Here is a 17,662-nt window from a genome sequence, read left to right on the forward strand (position 1 = left end):
TTAGATCGATGGGGATTTACAGCCATGAAACCATTAAATAGAGTCTACTCCTTTTCTTGCAGGTCCATCATGTTCATGGTATAATACCTCAGGAATGACTATGAACGAATAGCGGAAGGGCAAGGAAAAGAGGTGTAAACATGAAAGCAACAATTCATCCTGAGTATAAATTAACTAAGGTCACCTGTGTGTGCGGCAATACATTTGAAACAGGTTCAACAAAAGAGAACCTGAAGGTCGATGTTTGCTCTGAATGCCATCCTTTCTATACAGGAAAACAAAAAATGGTTAATGCTGGTGGGCGTGTTGATCGTTTCAAAAAGAAATACAATATGGGTTAAAAATGGTATCTACTATAGAGATACAGAAGGCAAGCGGAGACGCTTGTCTTTTCGTTTGTAACGGAGGGGTTAAGTATGAAAAAAACTGTGGATTATCCCCATATGATGAAAGGTTCGGGGTGGATTGAAATCATATGTGGCGGAATGTTCTCTGGAAAGAGTGAGGAGTTAATTCGCCGAATTCGAAGAGCTGAAATTGCCAAGTTGAAAGTAAAAGCTTTTAAACCGGCGATTGATGATCGCTATCATGAACAAGCTATTGCTTCTCACAATGGTCGTATTGCCGATGCGATTGCGATAAAGGATGCTGCAGATATTTTAAACCAAGTTGATTGCGATACCGATGTGGTGGCGATCGATGAAGTGCAGTTTTTTCAAGGGGATATCGTCACAGTATGTCAAAAACTAGCTGATCAAGGAAAACGTGTCATTTGTGCTGGATTAGACCAGGATTTTCGTGGATATGCCTTTGGCGCTACGCCAACTTTGTTAGCTATTGCTGAGTATGTAACAAAGCTACAGGCTATATGTGTGGTTTGCGGAGGCGAAGCAAGCCGAACACAGCGTTTGATCAATGGAAAACCAGCACATGATCGGGATCCTGTGATACAAGTCGGTGCTGCTGAGCAATATGAAGCGAGATGTCGGCAGTGTCACGAAGTGGTGCTTATGCAATGATAAAAACCCCCAGAGGGGGTCACTGGGGTAGAGAATTAACCAAAGGATAGATAAGTGAGTAAACCGAGACCGATATTATATGTAGCATGAATAACCATTGCTGTATTGGTATTTAAGCGCATACGTACGAATCCTAAGCAGAGTCCTACAACGAAAACGACAAGAGTAGCAATACTAAATCCATAATTGGCATGTGTAAAAGTAAATAAAATTGTAGTGAAGATTAAACCAAAGCGGGGTTGGAGTGCACCACGAAACAAGGTTTCTTCACCTAGCGCAGCGGCAAGCCCGAGCGTTAAGATGCCTATGAAGCTGGTAAATAGTGGTCCTAACATATCTTCAGTAAGCTCGTCTACAGCGGGGTCCTGCCCCAATTGGAATAAACTCGAAATAGACTCAAGTGTGAGGGCTAAAATGATTAAAAGGAAACCGATTAGGATACCGATTAATAACTGGGAAAGCCGTGGTTTTACAAATCCTAATCTGGATAACGTTTCTTTTAAATTTCGGCGTGTTAAAAAGCCGACACCGATCAAAGAGAGAAAAGCGAGCATAATGTCTTGTGACCACAGACTAGCCAGTAATGTTCCGAGTGAGGATTGCTCCGTCGTTTCAGCCATAAAATCTAATCCAATTGCTGTCGTAACGAACAATTGAATGAACACGAGCATGCTTATGGCAAGTGCAAGTGCATGCACACGGTTGTTTGCATCGATCGGAATTAGCTTTGCAAGTCCCTTACGAACGATCGGTATGAGCAAGATTAATGCAGCCAGTGAGGGGATGATTAAGCTTAATCCGATAGCTGGCCAGTTTTCTGCTGGGATACTAATAGGAAAAGCATGATCATTGTTAACTTGAGGGAGTATGAAAGTAAAGAAATTACCCAATATTATTATTAATAAATAGCCTAATATCACGATTGAGTAAGGTAAAATCGCCCAAACCATAGAACTAGAACTTGTGCTTGTCAGACGGTTTTTTTCGGATAGATTCATGAAATAAAAGAGTAAAACAATCATGCCAAACATGATGATGTTTCCTAGCACTTCAGTCATAACATATGCTCCTTTGTTTATGTTTTGTATAAGATATTCAGCTAATGTGTATGGAATTCACAATATGTTATCATCATACCATTAGCGTAAGCAGAATGGGGCAACTTTCACAAGTTGAAGAAGTTGTGATACAATTGACCGAAGACTGTCAAGAAGCAATTCTACGGGTAGTATAAGTTGGGAAAATGGGAGTGAATCAGTGTGCTAGACCGATTAGTGTCTATACATGAACGATATGAAGAATTAAGCCGATTGCTTTGTGATCCTGAAGTGATCAATGATAGCAATAAATTGCGCATCTATTCAAAAGAACAAGCAGGCTTACAAGCACAAAACGAAGCCTATTTGACTTATAAAGAAGTTGTAGAGCAACATCAAGAAGCACGTGCGATGTTAGAAGAAAAACTGGATGAAGAAATGAAAGAACTGGTCAAAACAGAATTAGATGAACTCTCTAAGCGAAAAGTAGCACTAGAAGAGGAGATTAAAATTTTACTCTTACCCAAAGATCCCAATGACGATAAGAACGTAATTGTGGAAGTTCGGGGTGCAGCTGGAGGAGATGAAGCGGCTTTATTTGCCTCCAATTTATACCGGATGTATACACGCTATGCTGAGCGCCAGGGCTGGAAAGTGGAAGTGCTAGAAGCTTCACCAACTGGACTAGGTGGTTTTAAGGAAGTCATATTCTCCATCCAAGGGCAAGGCGCATATAGTCGTCTAAAATATGAAAGTGGTGCACACCGCGTACAACGTATTCCATCTACGGAGTCAGGTGGACGCATTCACACTTCAACTGCTACCGTGGCTGTATTGCCAGAAGCAGAAGAAGTGGAAGTAGAAGTACATGATAATGATCTTCGTATCGATACCTTTTGCTCCAGTGGACCAGGTGGACAAAGTGTAAATACAACAAAATCAGCGGTACGGATCACACACTTACCCACGGGTATATCGGTTTCTTGTCAAGATGAGAAGTCGCAATTAAGCAATAAAGAAAAAGCGATGAGAGTATTGCGTGCCCGTCTCTTTGATATTAAGCAACAAGAAGAACTTTCCAAATTAGCAGACGCCCGAAAATCAGCTGTTGGATCGGGTGACCGCAGTGAACGCATTCGGACATATAATTTCCCCCAAAGTCGCGTGACGGATCATCGAATTGGTCTTACCTTACACAAATTAGATCTCATCTTAGATGGAGAAATAAACGAAGTGATTGATGCCTTGATCTTAACGGAGCAAGCAGAGCTCTTACAGAAAGCGGAGTGAGGATCGATGATAAATCGACGTGTTTCGCTTCAATTCCCTCTAACCGTACGAGAAGCCTATCAAGAGGCTTCTTCTTTTTTACAAACAATTGGGATTGAAGACTACTTATTTGAGGCCGAATTATGTATCCGTAGATTGCTCGGAGTAGATCGGTCACGTTTCTTTGTGATGTTATCCGATAGGTGGCCGGGGGAAAAGAGTGATCAACTGGTATCCTGGCTAGACCGTAGACAACAAGGAGAACCGCTTCAATACATTTTAGGAGAGCAATCATTTTTTGGGCGTACTTTTTATGTGGATCAAAACGTATTGATCCCCAGACCAGAAACAGAATTATTGATAGAGGCGGTCATTCATAAGACGAAGCAGAAATGGGCAGATCGTTCTATACATGTGGTAGATGTGGGTACGGGAAGTGGTGCCATCGCTATCACACTGGCACTTGAGTGTCCACACTGGCACGTTACAGCAATTGATGTTTCAAAAGCGGCACTAGAGACTGCACAAAAAAATGCGCGCTATCATCATATTGAAGATCAGATCACATGGATTCATGGAGAATACTTATCACCACTTATTGAGCAAAAACGTGAGTTTGAAGTGTTGGTATCCAATCCTCCTTATATCCCTACTGCTACCATCGCTGGCTTAGAAAAGCAAGTACGCGCTTATGAACCTACGCTTGCATTAGATGGTGGGATAGATGGCCTTAATCCTTATCGCACATTGATCAAACAGTTGAGTCAGTTTCGTGAGCCTAAGGTAATCGGATTTGAAATTGGGCATGATCAAGGAAGAGCAGTAGCTGAATTGATTCAGACAACGCAATCGCATGCAGAAGTGGAAGTACAAAAAGATTTAGCTGGCCACGATCGCGTGATCTTGGTAGGGTTAGATTAACTTTTAAAATTCTGAAAAATAGAGGGTTAAAAATTTGCCTCCTTGTCCATACTAGTAGCATGGGACAACGAGGAGGCAAATCAAATGAAAATCTGGTCTTATTCTTTCTTATTGATCTTGGTTATCGGCGCTGGAATGATGTATACGCTATCTGAAGACGATAAAGTGATCAGCTTGACGGATGAGAAAATACAAAATGAAGAACAGTCGATTCCTGAACAAGCGGTTCGCTTGCGCATATTAGCCAATAGTGACTCTGTGCAAGATCAAATGGTGAAGCGGAAAATACGTGATGAAGTGATTAAAGAAATCAAATCTTGGACAGTAAAACCGAAAACGATTGATGAAGCGCGTGCTATGATATCAGAACGTCTCCCTCTGTTTGAGAAAATTGCAAATGAAACCATAGCGAATCAAGGTTATACGTATCAGGCAAAAGTAGATTTTGGTGAAGTGCCTTTTCCAACAAAATTGTATGGCGATCAAATATATCCAGCGGGTAATTATGAAGCCTTACGCATTACAGTGGGTGCAGGAAATGGCGATAACTGGTGGTGTGTGTTATTTCCGCCCTTATGTTTTGTAGATATGGAGACCGGTGATGCTGTGCAAGAAGAATCTGTATCGGGTTCTTTGTCCGCTTCTATTTCTAGTGATCCGCAAATGTATGCGGCTGCCCAAAAACAGCTTAAACAGGCTCGAAAACAGGGTGTCGAGGTAGATTTTTTGCTACTCAAGTGGCTGAAAGATGCAGAATAGCGCTTTACTCTCCACTCTATTAGAAAGTGGATGAATCTAATTCTTGGGGAATCTCTAAATCATTTGAAGATGGTTCTTTTATGTCAGCTTTATCGATTCGCTCGTATAATAAGTGCTTATGATCTGTAGGTATAGTCACTTGAATTGTCCGTACAATTTGATTTACTTGATAAGTCTTGTGATCAATATATATTTTCAGATTAAAATCTTTTATCCTTTCTTCATCTCTATATACTTGCATATCACTTTGAGACTCAAAAAATTGTGTAATACTTGCAGTATCATATTGAGGCTTAAGATGACTGTCCAATAATACTTCTAGTGGTATGGTCATGATATAGTGTCTAGAAGTCCGGTTCAATTGAACTTTTTCCAAGTCCGCTTCATTTAAAGATGCCAAAGAGGGTATGTATTTAGAGAAAGGTGATTCATCCATACTAAGGGATGGTGTACGCTCTTTTTCCCAAGTCTCCCGACCTGTCTTTATATAATATTGATTATTGATCATATAGTTTTCTATGGGGAGTGTTCGTCCCATAAAAGTCCCTTCCCCTTTTAAGTGAACTAAATCTTTCGTGTGATCGATCTCTATTCTCGCTTTCATGTTCATATGAAGAGTAGATTCTTCACCATTCATGATGCCACTTAATTTTTCATCCATAGAATTTGTAAAACTTTCTCGATCTATTGGTTTTGGATTGTTTTGGATCGTATTTGCTATAATTTCGGATAAGGGTTGCTCTGGTGGCATGCCGCAACCTGTTAATAGGAAGATGCAGGTAAAAAATAGGATTAGTCCTGAATAAGTATTTTTTTTCATATTGATTTTCTCCTTATTTAGTGTGTTGATTTACATGTTTTTTATATTAAATATCGTATCTTGTAGACTGTATGCACATCGGTCAAATGGATTATTCACTTTTTTCTTCAAGCTTTGGTTGCGCCCTGTAGAGGTAGGAATATAGCTCCATTTATGTTGGACTTGACACGACTAACTATTTCTATATTAATGTAAAATATTATATATATCAAATTTATATAATATTTTAAAGATGGAATAATTACAGTTCTAAGTAAAACATCACATGCATATATATAGCCTTAGCTGATTAGACATGGGAGGAATAACATGTTTACAATTCGTAAGGCAAAGGAAACGGATATCTTTTCGGTGCGGAGAATGTTAAAAGAGGCGAATATTAATGATATGGGGATTGACCAACACATTCAACACTTTTTTGTCGTGGAAGTACATGCAGAAGAAGTAGATGGTGAAGATGTAAAAGCACAAATGGTTGGAGCAGTTGGCATGGAGGTATATAAGCCCTATGGATTATTACGCTCGTTTGTGTTAGACCGTGCATCATGGAAAAGTGAAATTGGGCTAAAAATGGTTGAGATTTTACTTATGTATGCAGAAGATAAAGATTTAGAGCAGGTTTATTTGTTTGCTGGGGCATCTTCGGCGTTTTTTGAACAGATTGGATTTGCAAAAACGACAGTAAGTGAACTTCCAGCGGAAATATTGGAATCAGATCATTTAAAAAGAACCATCCACAATGGAATACCAATGATGTATAAATGTCATGCGACAAAATTGCAAAAAAAATAGATGGAAAAGCTGATTTTACCGTATAATAGACGAAAATCATTTGTTTTTTGTAAGTGAGAAAGGAATTGACCTGTGCAAGAGATAGAGACTAAGAGATATATAATTGATGACATCAATCTGTCTATCGAACAATTAAGACGAAAAATTGAAATTACGGAAGCTGCGAGCAGGCTGCGAGCAGGTGATCTGGTTGCTTTTCCTACGGAGACGGTATATGGATTAGGGGCAGTGGTCACGTCTGAAGAGGCGATTGCCCGCATATTTGAAGCCAAAGGCAGACCTTCTGATAATCCACTTATTATTCATATCGGAAAGAAAGAACAAATCTACGAGTGGGCTCAACTTGTATCCAAGCAAGCTGAACGCCTAATCGATGCCTTTTGGCCAGGCCCCCTCACACTGGTGCTACCACATCGTGATCATATTGCCAAAAACGTGACAGCAGGGCTACCAACCGTAGCCATTCGTATGCCAGCTCATCCAATTGCACTTGCTTTATTGCAAGAAACGGGGATTCCGGTAGCAGCACCTAGTGCGAACCGATCAGGAAAACCAAGCCCAACATCAGCCAGTCATGTATGGGATGATCTGCAAGGTCGCATCGATATTCTGCTAGATGGGGGTAGATCAGGAATAGGCGTAGAATCTACCGTGATCGACATGACAGGAGAAGTTCCTGTTTTACTAAGACCAGGTGGAATCACACTGGCACAATTAGAGGGAGTCGTAGGAAAGGTTGAAACGGATCCTGGATTAATCAACGATAGCCAAACTCCGCGCTCACCTGGTATGAAATATCGCCACTACGCACCTTCAGGAGAGATGACAATCGTCTCTGGAAATGGTGAATTCCTTCAGGATTTGGTGGATCAAGCGCGTGCAGAGGGAAAAAAAACAGGCATTCTTACGACTAGTGAAAACGTGGACAAGTATCGAGCTGATGTGATTATTCCTTGTGGCGATAGGAAAGAGCCAGTTACTGTTGCAAAGCATCTTTATGCGAGTCTACGACAGTTTGATGATCGAGGTGTAGAAGTTATTTTTGCGGAATCCTTTCCGGAGACGGGTGTCTTCCATTCTGTGATGAACCGTTTACGGAAGGCAGCAAATGGAAAAATCGTATAGTACATGGAAAGTCTTCCTGTGATTAACTGGAGGACTTTTTTTAGGTTCCCCTAGTGGTTTGTTTGTCGTTCCCGGTCTTTTTTGTCCGGACAAGGCATAACTTGTAGCAGTAGATGCGGACAAGGGGGATTTTTGTGGATTTTACGATGCCACAATGGGGTCAAATTATAACCTTAACATTTATTGCCATTGCCTTAGGGATGGACGCATTTTCACTTGGTATTGGAGTCGGGATGAAGCGTATCTCACTGCGGAAAATAACGACAATTAGTCTTACGATTGGTATATTTCATATTATCATGCCCTTAATCGGGATCATAATCGGTCATCTTTTAGGAAATGTGATAAAAGAAATTGCTGTCATGGTAGGAGGTGGGATGTTATGTTTTTTAGGGATGAATATGCTCATTCAACTATTAAAACATAAAGAGCGTGATTCGATACATATTCAATCGATTACTAGTGTTGTTTTACTTTCTTTAACGGTTAGTGTGGATTCATTGTCTGCTGGTTTAAGTCTAGGATTATTTGCTTCCGACTTGGTGCTTGCCATACTCTTATTTGGGTTTGTAGGTATGATAATGGCGGCAATGGGACTATATCTGGGTCGTTTCGTGGGTTATTGGTTAGGTAGATATGGAGAAGCGATCGGCGGAATCATTCTAATTTTATTAGGGAGCAAATTCTTATGGTAGCTGTGATATACAGTGCAATTGCTGGTTTGGCAACTGTTTTAGGTGCAATCCTTACCCTATCTTTTCGCTTAACGGATCGTATCGTCGCATTTGCTTTGGGCATGTCTGTGGGGGTCATGGTGTTTATTTCCTATTTAGATTTAATCCCAACCGCAATGATGAAAGGTGGATGGGCCCATCTTGTTGTGGGGATGGTTTTGGCTATTTTGTTTATGCTATTGCTCCATCATATTCCATTCAGTAAAGTAGGAAGTGGAGATCAAATTTCCGACTACACACGTCTAGGTGTTTTGTTAGTAATAGCAGTTGCCGTACATAATACACCTGAAGGGGCAGCGATTGGTATTGGATTTGATCTGGAGAATCACTTGGGACATACGTTAGCACTCGCAATGTTTATTCATAATATCCCCGAAGGGATTGGGCTCGCAGCACCACTTCGAGCAGCTGGTTTTATGCGCAGTCGCATTATCCTGTTAAGTTTAATATGTGGTGCGACATTGCCACTGGGGACATGGATAGGTATTCGTTTCCTTTCACAGTCATCAGATATCATTTCTGGCGGACTCATTTTTGCGGCCGTGGTTATGTTGTGGACAGCCATTTGTGAGATTAGCCCTAGTGCCTTTAGGCAGAGTCCATTGTATGCTTATTTAGGAATCGGAATGGGGTCGTTGTTTATGTGTACCGTGCATATGCTACACTAGTTAAGAGATGGGATAAGGAGGCGATTTCAGGTGCGCATACTATTTGTCTGTACCGGTAATACGTGTCGAAGTCCGATAGCAGAAGCGTTATTAGAGCGAATGTCAAAAGTACGAGGCATAAACGTAGAGGGACGATCTGCGGGTATTTCGGCTATGGATGGTATGGCTGCTTCGCCAGAAGCACTGCATGTACTAGCTGAAAAAGAGATTAAGCATAATCATGCTTCTCGCAGAATAGATGAAGAACAGCTCCAATGGGCTGACCTGATTTTAACGATGACACTCCATCATAAAAACTATATCATACATCAATTTCCTGAGCATGTAGAGAAGGTATATACACTAAAAGAGTATGCAGGTTTTCATACCGAACAAGAAGCCTTGTATAAAAAATTGGACAAGTTATATGTACAGCTTGAAGAGAAGCGACTTTCTTTTGAATCGCGCTATCCACAGCATAAGACAAAGAATTGGTCTGAGCAGCAAATGGAGCAAATCAAATACGAATGGTTTGAAGAACTGAAACCTTTATTGCAAGAAGAGGAAAAGTTGAAGCAGAAAATCGAACAACATGGCATACAACTAGACATTCAGGATCCTTTTGGAGGGTCAGTAGAAGTGTACCGTCAGAGTTTGATTGAAATCGAAGAAGCCATCCAACGTATACTTGATCAATTGGAAGCAAAAGGCGAATAACATAAATAAACAGTGATGTTGATGATCCAAAATACATGACGTATTGTATGGGGAAATCATCCGAATCAACGATTACATTTAGGAGGCAATAATATGCGCGTACTTTTAGGATCGGACCACGGTGGACTAAACTTGAAGGCTGAAATTAAAGAATTACTTACTGAAATGAGCATTCAATTTGAAGATGTTGGGTGTGATTGTAAAGAATCTGTCGATTATCCAGATTATGCGCTTCCAGTAGCTCAAAAAGTGGTAAGTGGGGAATTTGATCGCGGGATCTTAATTTGTGGTACAGGGCTTGGCATGTCGATCGCAGCGAATAAAGTGAAGGGTATCCGTTGTGCTGTTGTCAGCGATGAGTTCTCAGCTCGGATGAGTAGAGAGCATAATAATGCAAATATACTAGCTCTAGGAGAACGGGTAATTGGACCCGATCTTGCTAAATCAATTGTTCATACTTGGTTAAAGGCAGAATTCCAAGGAAGCCGCCACACCCGCAGAATACATAAGATTACTAAAATCGAAAGTGGCGAGCCCATTGATTGATTCTTCTACGATTCGAGTTGAAACGAAGCAAATCATAGCAGATTTAATGAGCGAGATGCCTCTAAATGAGAGGCATCTGATCGTGTTTGGTGTAAGTACCAGCGAAGTAGCAGGCAAGCGAATTGGAACGAATGGTAGTGAGCAGATCGCTAAATCCATATTTGATGTGATTCAAACCTTTCAGCTCCAATACGGTTTTCATATTGCAATCCAATGCTGTGAGCATCTAAACCGTGCACTTGTAGTAGAGCAGACAACGGCACAACGGTTTCATCTTCCAGAGGTATGGGTGGTTCCTGTCCCACACGCAGGTGGAGCCATGGCGTCCTATTCTTATGGGCACATGGAAAATCCCATCATTGTTGAAAAGATTTCTGCCGATGCAGGGATCGATATTGGTGATACTTTCATTGGGATGCACATGAAGCCTGTGATCGTACCTGTTCGCTCTAAGCTTAAGGAAATTGGTCATGCACATGTAACGATGGCTAAAACAAGACCAAAGCTAATTGGCGGTGCTAGATCCTGTTATTCCCGATAACAAAAAAATTTCTGTCCTCATAAATTGGAATACTTTGTTATGATAGGAGAGATGGAATGAACTCATTTTTGCAACATAACCATGACTCTTGCGGTAGGGGGAAACAAAATGGAAAAGATTCAGACACAGGATGCCCAAGTTTATCAAGCGATGCAAGCCGAACTACAGCGTCAGAGACATAACATTGAATTAATCGCCTCCGAAAACTTTGTAAGTGAAGCCGTGATGGAAGCACAGGGAAGTATGCTAACGAACAAATATGCCGAAGGATATCCGCACAAACGGTATTACGGAGGCTGTGAACATGTCGATGTAGTAGAAGATTTAGCACGGGATCGTGCTAAAGAATTGTTTGGCGCAGATCATGTCAATGTTCAGCCACACTCCGGAGCCCAGGCAAATATGGCTGTCTATTTTTCTGTGCTTGAGCCGGGTGATACCGTACTCGGCATGAATTTAGCACATGGTGGTCATCTCACGCATGGGAGTCCGGTTAATTTTTCAGGAAAATTATATCGGTTTGTCTCTTATGGTGTAGATGAAAAAACGCATCGGATTGACTATGATCAAGTGCGTCAAATCGCAATTGAACATCAGCCTAGATTGTTGGTTGCCGGTGCAAGTGCCTATTCGCAAATCATTGATTTTGAGCGTATGAAAGAAATCGCAGATGAAGTGGGAGCCCTTTTCATGGTTGATATGGCTCATATTGCTGGTTTGGTTGCAACGGGAGAGCATCCAAGTCCCATTCCATATGCTGATTTTGTAACGACGACCACACATAAAACCTTGCGAGGGCCTCGTGGTGGCATGATCTTATGCAAAGAAAAATACGCCAAGCAAATCGATAAATCCGTTTTCCCAGGTATTCAAGGGGGACCTCTTATGCATGTAATCGCAGCTAAAGCGGTCGCACTCGGTGAAGCATTAAGTGATGCCTTTAAAACATATACGAAAAATATAAAAGAAAATGCGAAAGTATTAGCAAAAGCTTTATCTGATGAAGACATTTCGTTAGTATCAGGTGGCACAGAAAACCATCTTGTTTTAATTGATGTGCGAAACTTAAACTTAACAGGTAAACAAGCCGAACATTTATTAGATGAAGTCGGGGTAACGACCAATAAAAATGCCATCCCATTTGATCCTGAAAGTCCCTTTGTAACAAGTGGAATCCGTATTGGTACAGCTGCTGTTACGACCCGAGGAATGGGAATCGCAGAGATGAAAGAGATTGCGAGCATTATGAGTATGGTACTTAAAAACCCTGAAAATGAAGAAATGAAAGAAGAAGCACGATTACGTGTAAAAAATTTATCCGATAAATTTTCGCTCTACCCTACACTGACGAAATAAATAGGATAAAGATGGCAAAAATAGAGATAGATCTACGTTAGCTCGAAAGCGACGTAGATCTACGGCAAAAAGGACTTGCTGCGATGCTAGTTATTGTTATCTAAAAAAGGATCCATGAACTAAAAAACATGACGTTCTATATGGATAATTGACGGGTAGATTGAGCTAGCAGGAGCATTAAAAGGAGTGAAAAAGTTGAGTCAACTTTATGTATTTGATCATCCGCTCATTCAACATAAACTTACTTACATACGTGATAAAAGAACAGGGACTAAGGAATTTAGAGAACTAGTTGATGAAGTTGCCACTTTGATGGCTTATGAAATTACACGGGATATGCCCGTACGAGAAGTTACTGTGGAGACACCAGTGGCAACAGCAAAAGCAAAGCTACTTGAAGGAAAAAAATTGGGACTAGTCCCCATTTTGCGTGCTGGTTTGGGCATGGTCGAGGGAATTCTTAAGTTGATACCAGCAGCTAAAGTAGGTCATATCGGCTTATATCGTGACCCCCATACTCTGGAAGCCATCGAATATTATTGCAAAATGCCAAGCGATATTGGAGAGCGGGATTTAATTGTCATTGATCCCATGTTAGCGACAGGGGGTTCTGCTTCAGAAGCCATTACCATTTTAAAGCAAAAAGGCGCTAAAAGCATGAAGTTAATGTGTTTAATTGCGGCACCAGAAGGGGTAAAGCGTGTACAACAAGATCATCCTGATGTCGATATTTATGTAGCGGCAGTAGATGAAAAACTAGACGATCACAGCTACATCATCCCGGGATTAGGAGATGCTGGAGATCGCTTATTTGGTACAAAATAGAAAAATGAAAGCGGTATATATGAAGCTAATTACTCATAAATAATACCAACCGTACCTGAATGTGACAATCATAAATAATTGTGAACAAATTGTTCATAAACGGTTTTGAGAAAGCGTTGACAATTCCTTGCGTGCTTGGTTAGTATTAGCATGGGAAAGTAATCTTTCTCTGAAAAAAAGAACCTCTCAAGGATGTATATCACCCGAACAGAGGGGGCCTACCTGTGAAAAATGAACAGGGTAAAATGTTGAAAGTGGTAGCAGTCGTAAGCTCATTAGGTTTGGAAGTGATTCTCTTCATTGTAGGAGGAACTTGGATCGGAAAAAAATGCGATGCGATTTTTGATACAGAACCCTTTGGTTTATTATTGGGTTTACTCATCGGAATAGCACTCGGATTTGTGGGCGTGGCTTATACCATCAAGCTACTCTTGAAGGAATGAATTCCCCATTATGAAAACACCTAAACCTTTGCTACAAACCGTTATTTTACTCACTTCAGTCCTTATCATGTTCTTTATGTTCATGTGGTTTTTTACCCCGTATGCTAGATTTTTTGCAGGTTTAATTGTGGGTATGTTTGTCAGTATCTACAACATCAGTTTAATGGGAAGAAGGTTACAACTGATCGAAGAAGCCATTTCTCAAAATGATGGTCGGCGTACGCCTGGCACTGGCTTTTTCAATCGCTTGCTCATGGTAACATTTGCAATCATAATAGCTTATAAGTTTCCGGCGCACTTGGACGCTATCGGTGTGATTATCGGTTTGCCAGTTAGCTATATCATTGCAATTTTTGTAGAGTTACACCGTATAAAAAAATTTCGCGAAGGGGGTGAAAACGAAGAATGGAGTTAACACCAAAAGTAGAATTTTTAGGTGCTACCTTTGACCTATCTGTCATTATCGGTTCACTCTTAACCGCAGTTATTGTTTTTGTTATCTCGATTTTGGCAACGCGAGGAAGAAAAATGGTACCGACAGGGTTACAAAATATTGTCGAGATGATCATTGATTTCTCACGATCCATTACACGGATGAGCTTTAGCCATAAAGATGCAGAGAAGTACTTAGCATTTACCTTTACACTTTTCTTATTTATCTTCGTGGCAAACCAAATGGGTGTGATCATGATGGTTTCGGCAGAGGCGACTGCTCCGATTCCAGAACTAGGGATTACAGCAGAATTATGGGCAAAAGAACAGAGTGTGGCATGGTTGAAGTCACCTACTGCTGACCTGAGTGTAGCCTTTACAATGGCAATCGCAATCGCACTGTTTGCCAATTTCATGGGGATACGTAAAAGCTTTAAGAACTACGTCAAGCACTTTATTAATCCGCTTGGTCCCATCCACGTGATTGAAGAGTTCTCAAAACCTGTCACACATGCGATGCGTTTGTGGGCGAATATCTTTGCAGGTGAGGTATTAATTCTCATCATGCTAGAAGCGCCCAAGTACATTTCAGGTGTACCATTACTAGTTTGGATTGGTTTCTCAGTATTTGTAGGAGCGATTCAAGCCTATATTTTCACCGTGTTAGCGAATGTGTTTATTGCACAAAAAGTAAATTCAGATCACTAAAATTTATGTATACAAAATTAGGAGGAATAAAAAATGGATTTAAACATTCTATCTGCAGCGATCATGATCGCATTTGCATCTTTTGGAGCAGCTATCGGGAACAGTAACCTTTTTGCGAAGTATATGGAAGGTATCGCACGTCAACCAGAAGCACAAGGTAAGTTATTTGGTCAAGCTATGATCTTATTCGGATTGATTGAGGCGCTACCAATTATCGGTATTGCAATGGGAATCCTTTTATTGTTCAACGTGATTTAATAAGCAAGCGAAGTCTTGTACAGAGTAGCGGGGGAAGCACTCTCCCGCTTTAAATATGAATGCTTGAAAGGAGTGTCCCGACATGCTTGAGTTTCACTTTGGAACCATGATCACGCAACTTCTGATTTTTATTATCTTGTTGTTACTTGTATCGAAGTTTGCGATGAAACCAATGCTAGAAACAATGAAAAAGCGTCAAGATCATATTGATCACCAAATTCAAAGTGCTGAGAAAAGTAACGAAGAAGCATCACAGCTCATTGAACAACAAAAAGCATTGCTGACGCAAGCACGCCAAGAAGCAAAAGACATTTTAGAACGTGCGAAAGCACAAAAAGATCGTGAAGCAACTGAGATTATTCATGCGGCTGAAGAACGTGCGAACCGTCTGATCAATGAAGCGACTTCCCAAATCGAACGTGAGAAAGAGAAGGCGATTGCTGACTTGCGTAACGAGGTAGGAGAAATTGCTGTTACACTCACCTCTAAGATTTTACAAGAAAAACTAGATAGTCAATCACAGACGAAGTTTGTGAATCAATATCTAGAGCAAGTAGGCAGACTACAATGAATATCTCTGTAGCGAGACGGTATGCGAAAGCGTTGTTCGAAGTCGCCTTGGAAAAAGAACAATTGACCGAAATCGAAAACGATCTCACAGTAGCTAATGATATATTATCTTCTACATCTGAACTTACCGCATGGTTAAATCATCCAGCTGTTGAACAAGATGTCAAAAAAGATTTGTTTGCTAAAAGCTTTGAAAGCAGCAATCCTTATGTGTTTAATCTCCTTTTACTTCTTGTAGAAAGAGGAAGAGAAGACACTTTAAATCTTATTCTAACGGAGTACAAAGCATTAGCGAATCACCAGCGTGGAGTAGCTGAAGCAGTTGTAACTTCAGCATTCCCACTAAGTGAAGACGATAAGAAGCAGATTGTGAACACGTTTGAACCAAAAATCGGAAAGACATTATCCATTAAAGAAGTCGTAAATTCAGACCTTTTAGGTGGAATCATCGTACAAATTGGAGACCGTCTTTATGATGGAAGTTTAAAATCGAAACTAACGCGTTTTCAAAAGGATTTACAAGGAAAACAAGTCGGATAGATATACAATGAAGATTGGGGTGACATCATCATGAGCATCAGACCGGAAGAGATCAGCTCACTGATCAAAGAGAAGATCGAAGGTTTCCGTACAGACGTTGAGGTAATGGATGTCGGATCAGTAATTCAAGTTGGGGATGGGATCGCTCGTATTCATGGCTTACAAAGCGCTATGGCGGGAGAGCTCATTGAATTTAGTAACGGTGTAATGGGATATGTGATGAACCTAGAGGAGAGCAACGTAGGGGCTGTTATTCTAGGACCATACAAAGATATCCGCGAAGGAGATCAAGTAAAACGTACTGGACGTCTATTGGAAGTTCCAGTTGGCGATGCTTTACTGGGTCGTGTTGTAAATACATTAGGTCAACCACTAGATGGAAAAGGACCGATTGAAACAACAGAATTCCGTCCTGTGGAATCACCTGCTCCTGGTGTTATTGATCGTAAATCGGTATCGGAACCGATGCAAACAGGAATTAAAGCAATTGATGCGATGATTCCAATTGGTCGTGGACAACGTGAGTTGGTCATCGGTGACCGTCAAACCGGTAAGACGACAATCGCAATCGATACAATTATTAACCAAAAAGGGAATGGCGTAGTTTGCGTTTATGTCGCGATTGGACAAAAGCAATCTACGATTGCACAAGTCGTTGAAAAGCTACGTCGCCATGGGGCATTAGAATATACCATTATTGTGGCAGCGAGTGCTTCTGATCCTGCACCACTTCTTTTCTTGGCACCATACACAGGTTGTGCCATGGGTGAGCACTTTATGTACAATGGTGGACATGTACTATGCGTATATGATGACTTATCTAAGCAAGCGGCAGCTTATCGTGAACTTGCACTCTTGCTTCGTCGCCCACCAGGTCGTGAAGCTTATCCAGGGGACGTATTCTATCTTCACTCCCGTCTATTGGAAAGAGCGGCTAAGTTATCGGATGAAAAAGGTGGCGGTTCTTTAACGGCACTTCCATTTATTGAAACCCAAGCGGGTGACATATCTGCCTATATTCCAACTAACGTAATTTCAATTACGGATGGACAAATTTTCTTGGAGTCAAACTTGTTTAACTCAGGAAATCGTCCAGCGGTTGACGTAGGTGCTTCGGTATCTCGTGTTGGTGGAGCTGCTCAAATTAAAGCCATGAGCAAAGTAGCAGGTACATTACGTCTGGATATTTCACAGTACTATGATTTAGCCGCTTTTGCTCAGTTTGGATCTGACCTTGATAAAGCGACACTTGCAAAATTGGAGCGTGGGAAACGTACGGTTGAGATCTTGAAGCAAGATGAAAACCAACCCCTTCCAGTAGAAAAACAAGTCGTCTCCCTTTACATCGTAACGAAAGGTCATCTAGATGATATTCCGGTTGAAGATGTAAGACGCTTTGAAAAAGAATTCCTTGCATTCTTGGAAACGAGTCATCAAGATATTTTTGACAGCATTCGTAAAAACAAGAAAATGGAAGACGATAATGATGCAAAACTAAAAGAAGCGATTGCTACCTTTAAAAAAGGTTTTGCAGTAACCCAAGAATCCTAGCATCATAAACCGGCAACATGACCAGCATTAGGTTACTGTTCCGTTTAGATAG

The 17,662-nt window shown here is 40.9% G+C and carries 23 protein-coding genes; 21 read left to right on the forward strand and 2 right to left on the reverse strand.

Annotated features, from left to right (window positions below):
• Positions 1-140: 140 nt before the first annotated feature.
• Complete coding sequence (rpmE, locus tag IC619_RS08950) at positions 141-341, forward strand: 50S ribosomal protein L31 (protein ID WP_191139536.1); 201 nt, start codon at positions 141-143, stop codon at positions 339-341.
• A gap of 75 nt (positions 342-416) precedes the next feature.
• A complete protein-coding gene (locus IC619_RS08955; protein ID WP_224749612.1) occupies positions 417-1,019 on the forward strand; it encodes a thymidine kinase in 603 nt (200 codons plus the stop codon).
• Positions 1,020-1,054: 35 nt separating this feature from the next.
• On the opposite strand, the gene IC619_RS08960 is transcribed toward IC619_RS08955, so the two are convergent.
• The gene (locus tag IC619_RS08960) at positions 1,055-2,077 is read right to left on the reverse strand and encodes a CPBP family intramembrane glutamic endopeptidase (protein WP_191139537.1); all 1,023 of its coding nucleotides are present in this window, start codon (positions 2,075-2,077) and stop codon (positions 1,055-1,057) included.
• 201 nt (positions 2,078-2,278) lie between these two features.
• Here IC619_RS08960 and prfA point away from each other — a divergent pair, with 201 nt between their 5' ends.
• The 3 genes from prfA (at position 2,279) to spoIIR (ending at position 5,005) form a co-directional block, all read left to right on the forward strand.
• Positions 2,279-3,346: a peptide chain release factor 1 gene (gene prfA, locus IC619_RS08965; RefSeq protein ID WP_191139538.1), complete on the forward strand. Its 1,068-nt coding sequence runs from the start codon at positions 2,279-2,281 to the stop codon at positions 3,344-3,346.
• Between the two features lie 6 nt (positions 3,347-3,352).
• Positions 3,353-4,246: a peptide chain release factor N(5)-glutamine methyltransferase gene (gene prmC, locus IC619_RS08970; protein ID WP_191139539.1), complete on the forward strand. Its 894-nt coding sequence runs from the start codon at positions 3,353-3,355 to the stop codon at positions 4,244-4,246.
• 84 nt (positions 4,247-4,330) lie between these two features.
• Positions 4,331-5,005, forward strand: coding sequence for a stage II sporulation protein R (gene spoIIR / locus IC619_RS08975; RefSeq protein ID WP_191139540.1), 675 nt, complete (start codon positions 4,331-4,333; stop codon positions 5,003-5,005).
• 19 nt (positions 5,006-5,024) lie between these two features.
• On the opposite strand, the gene IC619_RS08980 is transcribed toward spoIIR, so the two are convergent.
• The gene (locus IC619_RS08980; protein WP_191139541.1) at positions 5,025-5,825 is read right to left on the reverse strand and encodes a hypothetical protein; all 801 of its coding nucleotides are present in this window, start codon (positions 5,823-5,825) and stop codon (positions 5,025-5,027) included.
• 309 nt (positions 5,826-6,134) lie between these two features.
• On the opposite strand from IC619_RS08980, the gene IC619_RS08985 reads away from it, so the two are divergent.
• The 16 genes from IC619_RS08985 to atpA all read left to right on the forward strand — a co-directional run bounded on the left by IC619_RS08985 (position 6,135) and on the right by atpA (position 17,610).
• Complete coding sequence (locus IC619_RS08985; protein ID WP_191139542.1) at positions 6,135-6,617, forward strand: GNAT family N-acetyltransferase; 483 nt, start codon at positions 6,135-6,137, stop codon at positions 6,615-6,617.
• An 81-nt stretch (positions 6,618-6,698) separates the two neighbouring features.
• Positions 6,699-7,742, forward strand: coding sequence for an L-threonylcarbamoyladenylate synthase (locus tag IC619_RS08990; RefSeq protein ID WP_191139682.1), 1,044 nt, complete (start codon positions 6,699-6,701; stop codon positions 7,740-7,742).
• Between the two features lie 134 nt (positions 7,743-7,876).
• Positions 7,877-8,437 (forward strand): manganese efflux pump, encoded by a 561-nt coding sequence (locus IC619_RS08995; RefSeq protein ID WP_191139543.1) that lies wholly within the window; start codon positions 7,877-7,879, stop codon positions 8,435-8,437.
• Entirely contained in the window at positions 8,431-9,144 is a 714-nt protein-coding gene (locus IC619_RS09000; protein ID WP_191139544.1) for a ZIP family metal transporter, read from the forward strand. Before IC619_RS08995 ends, IC619_RS09000 begins: the two co-directional genes overlap by 7 nt.
• Positions 9,145-9,174: 30 nt before the next feature.
• Positions 9,175-9,840, forward strand: a complete 666-nt coding sequence (locus IC619_RS09005) for an arsenate reductase/protein-tyrosine-phosphatase family protein (protein ID WP_191139545.1) — start codon at positions 9,175-9,177, stop codon at positions 9,838-9,840.
• 93 nt (positions 9,841-9,933) lie between these two features.
• The gene (gene rpiB, locus IC619_RS09010; protein ID WP_191139546.1) at positions 9,934-10,386 is read left to right on the forward strand and encodes a ribose 5-phosphate isomerase B; all 453 of its coding nucleotides are present in this window, start codon (positions 9,934-9,936) and stop codon (positions 10,384-10,386) included.
• Positions 10,382-10,927, forward strand: coding sequence for a TIGR01440 family protein (locus IC619_RS09015; RefSeq protein ID WP_191139683.1), 546 nt, complete (start codon positions 10,382-10,384; stop codon positions 10,925-10,927). Before rpiB ends, IC619_RS09015 begins: the two co-directional genes overlap by 5 nt.
• A gap of 108 nt (positions 10,928-11,035) precedes the next feature.
• Entirely contained in the window at positions 11,036-12,283 is a 1,248-nt protein-coding gene (locus tag IC619_RS09020; RefSeq protein ID WP_191139547.1) for a serine hydroxymethyltransferase, read from the forward strand.
• A gap of 195 nt (positions 12,284-12,478) precedes the next feature.
• Positions 12,479-13,108 carry a uracil phosphoribosyltransferase gene (gene upp / locus IC619_RS09025; RefSeq protein WP_191139548.1) on the forward strand — a complete coding sequence of 210 codons (630 nt, stop codon included), beginning with the start codon at positions 12,479-12,481 and terminating at the stop codon, positions 13,106-13,108.
• A 224-nt stretch (positions 13,109-13,332) separates the two neighbouring features.
• On the forward strand, positions 13,333-13,551 hold the full coding sequence (locus IC619_RS09030) for an AtpZ/AtpI family protein (protein WP_191139549.1): 219 nt from the start codon (positions 13,333-13,335) through the stop codon (positions 13,549-13,551).
• A gap of 10 nt (positions 13,552-13,561) precedes the next feature.
• Positions 13,562-13,966 (forward strand): ATP synthase subunit I, encoded by a 405-nt coding sequence (locus tag IC619_RS09035; protein WP_191139550.1) that lies wholly within the window; start codon positions 13,562-13,564, stop codon positions 13,964-13,966.
• Complete coding sequence (atpB, locus tag IC619_RS09040) at positions 13,957-14,691, forward strand: F0F1 ATP synthase subunit A (protein ID WP_191139551.1); 735 nt, start codon at positions 13,957-13,959, stop codon at positions 14,689-14,691. The genes IC619_RS09035 and atpB overlap by 10 nt, the downstream gene beginning before the upstream one ends.
• Positions 14,692-14,724: 33 nt before the next feature.
• Positions 14,725-14,949, forward strand: coding sequence for a F0F1 ATP synthase subunit C (atpE, locus tag IC619_RS09045; RefSeq protein ID WP_191139552.1), 225 nt, complete (start codon positions 14,725-14,727; stop codon positions 14,947-14,949).
• An 82-nt stretch (positions 14,950-15,031) separates the two neighbouring features.
• The gene (gene atpF, locus IC619_RS09050) at positions 15,032-15,520 is read left to right on the forward strand and encodes a F0F1 ATP synthase subunit B (RefSeq protein ID WP_191139553.1); all 489 of its coding nucleotides are present in this window, start codon (positions 15,032-15,034) and stop codon (positions 15,518-15,520) included.
• A complete protein-coding gene (locus tag IC619_RS09055) occupies positions 15,517-16,059 on the forward strand; it encodes a F0F1 ATP synthase subunit delta (protein ID WP_191139554.1) in 543 nt (180 codons plus the stop codon). Before atpF ends, IC619_RS09055 begins: the two co-directional genes overlap by 4 nt.
• 30 nt (positions 16,060-16,089) lie before the next feature.
• Positions 16,090-17,610, forward strand: coding sequence for a F0F1 ATP synthase subunit alpha (gene atpA / locus IC619_RS09060; protein ID WP_191139555.1), 1,521 nt, complete (start codon positions 16,090-16,092; stop codon positions 17,608-17,610).
• The last annotated feature ends 52 nt before the right edge of the window (positions 17,611-17,662 follow it).

The organism is Polycladospora coralii (assembly GCF_014773435.2).
Taxonomy (GTDB): domain Bacteria; phylum Bacillota; class Bacilli; order Thermoactinomycetales; family Thermoactinomycetaceae; genus Polycladospora; species Polycladospora coralii.

Bases quoted from the DNA above. Each gene is read 5' to 3' on its own strand.
- atpE (WP_191139552.1), top strand. From the start codon at position 14,725: ATGGATTTAAACATTCTATCTGCAGCGATCATGATCGCATTTGCATCT.
- IC619_RS09055 (WP_191139554.1), top strand. From the start codon at position 15,517: ATGAATATCTCTGTAGCGAGACGGTATGCGAAAGCGTTGTTCGAAGTC.
- spoIIR (WP_191139540.1), top strand. From the start codon at position 4,331: ATGAAAATCTGGTCTTATTCTTTCTTATTGATCTTGGTTATCGGCGCT.
- IC619_RS08955 (WP_224749612.1), top strand. From the start codon at position 417: ATGAAAAAAACTGTGGATTATCCCCATATGATGAAAGGTTCGGGGTGG.
- IC619_RS08985 (WP_191139542.1), top strand. From the start codon at position 6,135: ATGTTTACAATTCGTAAGGCAAAGGAAACGGATATCTTTTCGGTGCGG.
- IC619_RS09035 (WP_191139550.1), top strand. From the start codon at position 13,562: ATGAAAACACCTAAACCTTTGCTACAAACCGTTATTTTACTCACTTCA.
- IC619_RS08980 (WP_191139541.1), bottom strand. From the start codon at position 5,825: ATGAAAAAAAATACTTATTCAGGACTAATCCTATTTTTTACCTGCATC.
- IC619_RS09020 (WP_191139547.1), top strand. From the start codon at position 11,036: ATGGAAAAGATTCAGACACAGGATGCCCAAGTTTATCAAGCGATGCAA.
- IC619_RS09000 (WP_191139544.1), top strand. From the start codon at position 8,431: ATGGTAGCTGTGATATACAGTGCAATTGCTGGTTTGGCAACTGTTTTA.
- atpA (WP_191139555.1), top strand. From the start codon at position 16,090: ATGAGCATCAGACCGGAAGAGATCAGCTCACTGATCAAAGAGAAGATC.
- IC619_RS08960 (WP_191139537.1), bottom strand. From the start codon at position 2,077: ATGACTGAAGTGCTAGGAAACATCATCATGTTTGGCATGATTGTTTTA.
- atpB (WP_191139551.1), top strand. From the start codon at position 13,957: ATGGAGTTAACACCAAAAGTAGAATTTTTAGGTGCTACCTTTGACCTA.
- atpF (WP_191139553.1), top strand. From the start codon at position 15,032: ATGCTTGAGTTTCACTTTGGAACCATGATCACGCAACTTCTGATTTTT.
- prmC (WP_191139539.1), top strand. From the start codon at position 3,353: ATGATAAATCGACGTGTTTCGCTTCAATTCCCTCTAACCGTACGAGAA.
- rpmE (WP_191139536.1), top strand. From the start codon at position 141: ATGAAAGCAACAATTCATCCTGAGTATAAATTAACTAAGGTCACCTGT.
- rpiB (WP_191139546.1), top strand. From the start codon at position 9,934: ATGCGCGTACTTTTAGGATCGGACCACGGTGGACTAAACTTGAAGGCT.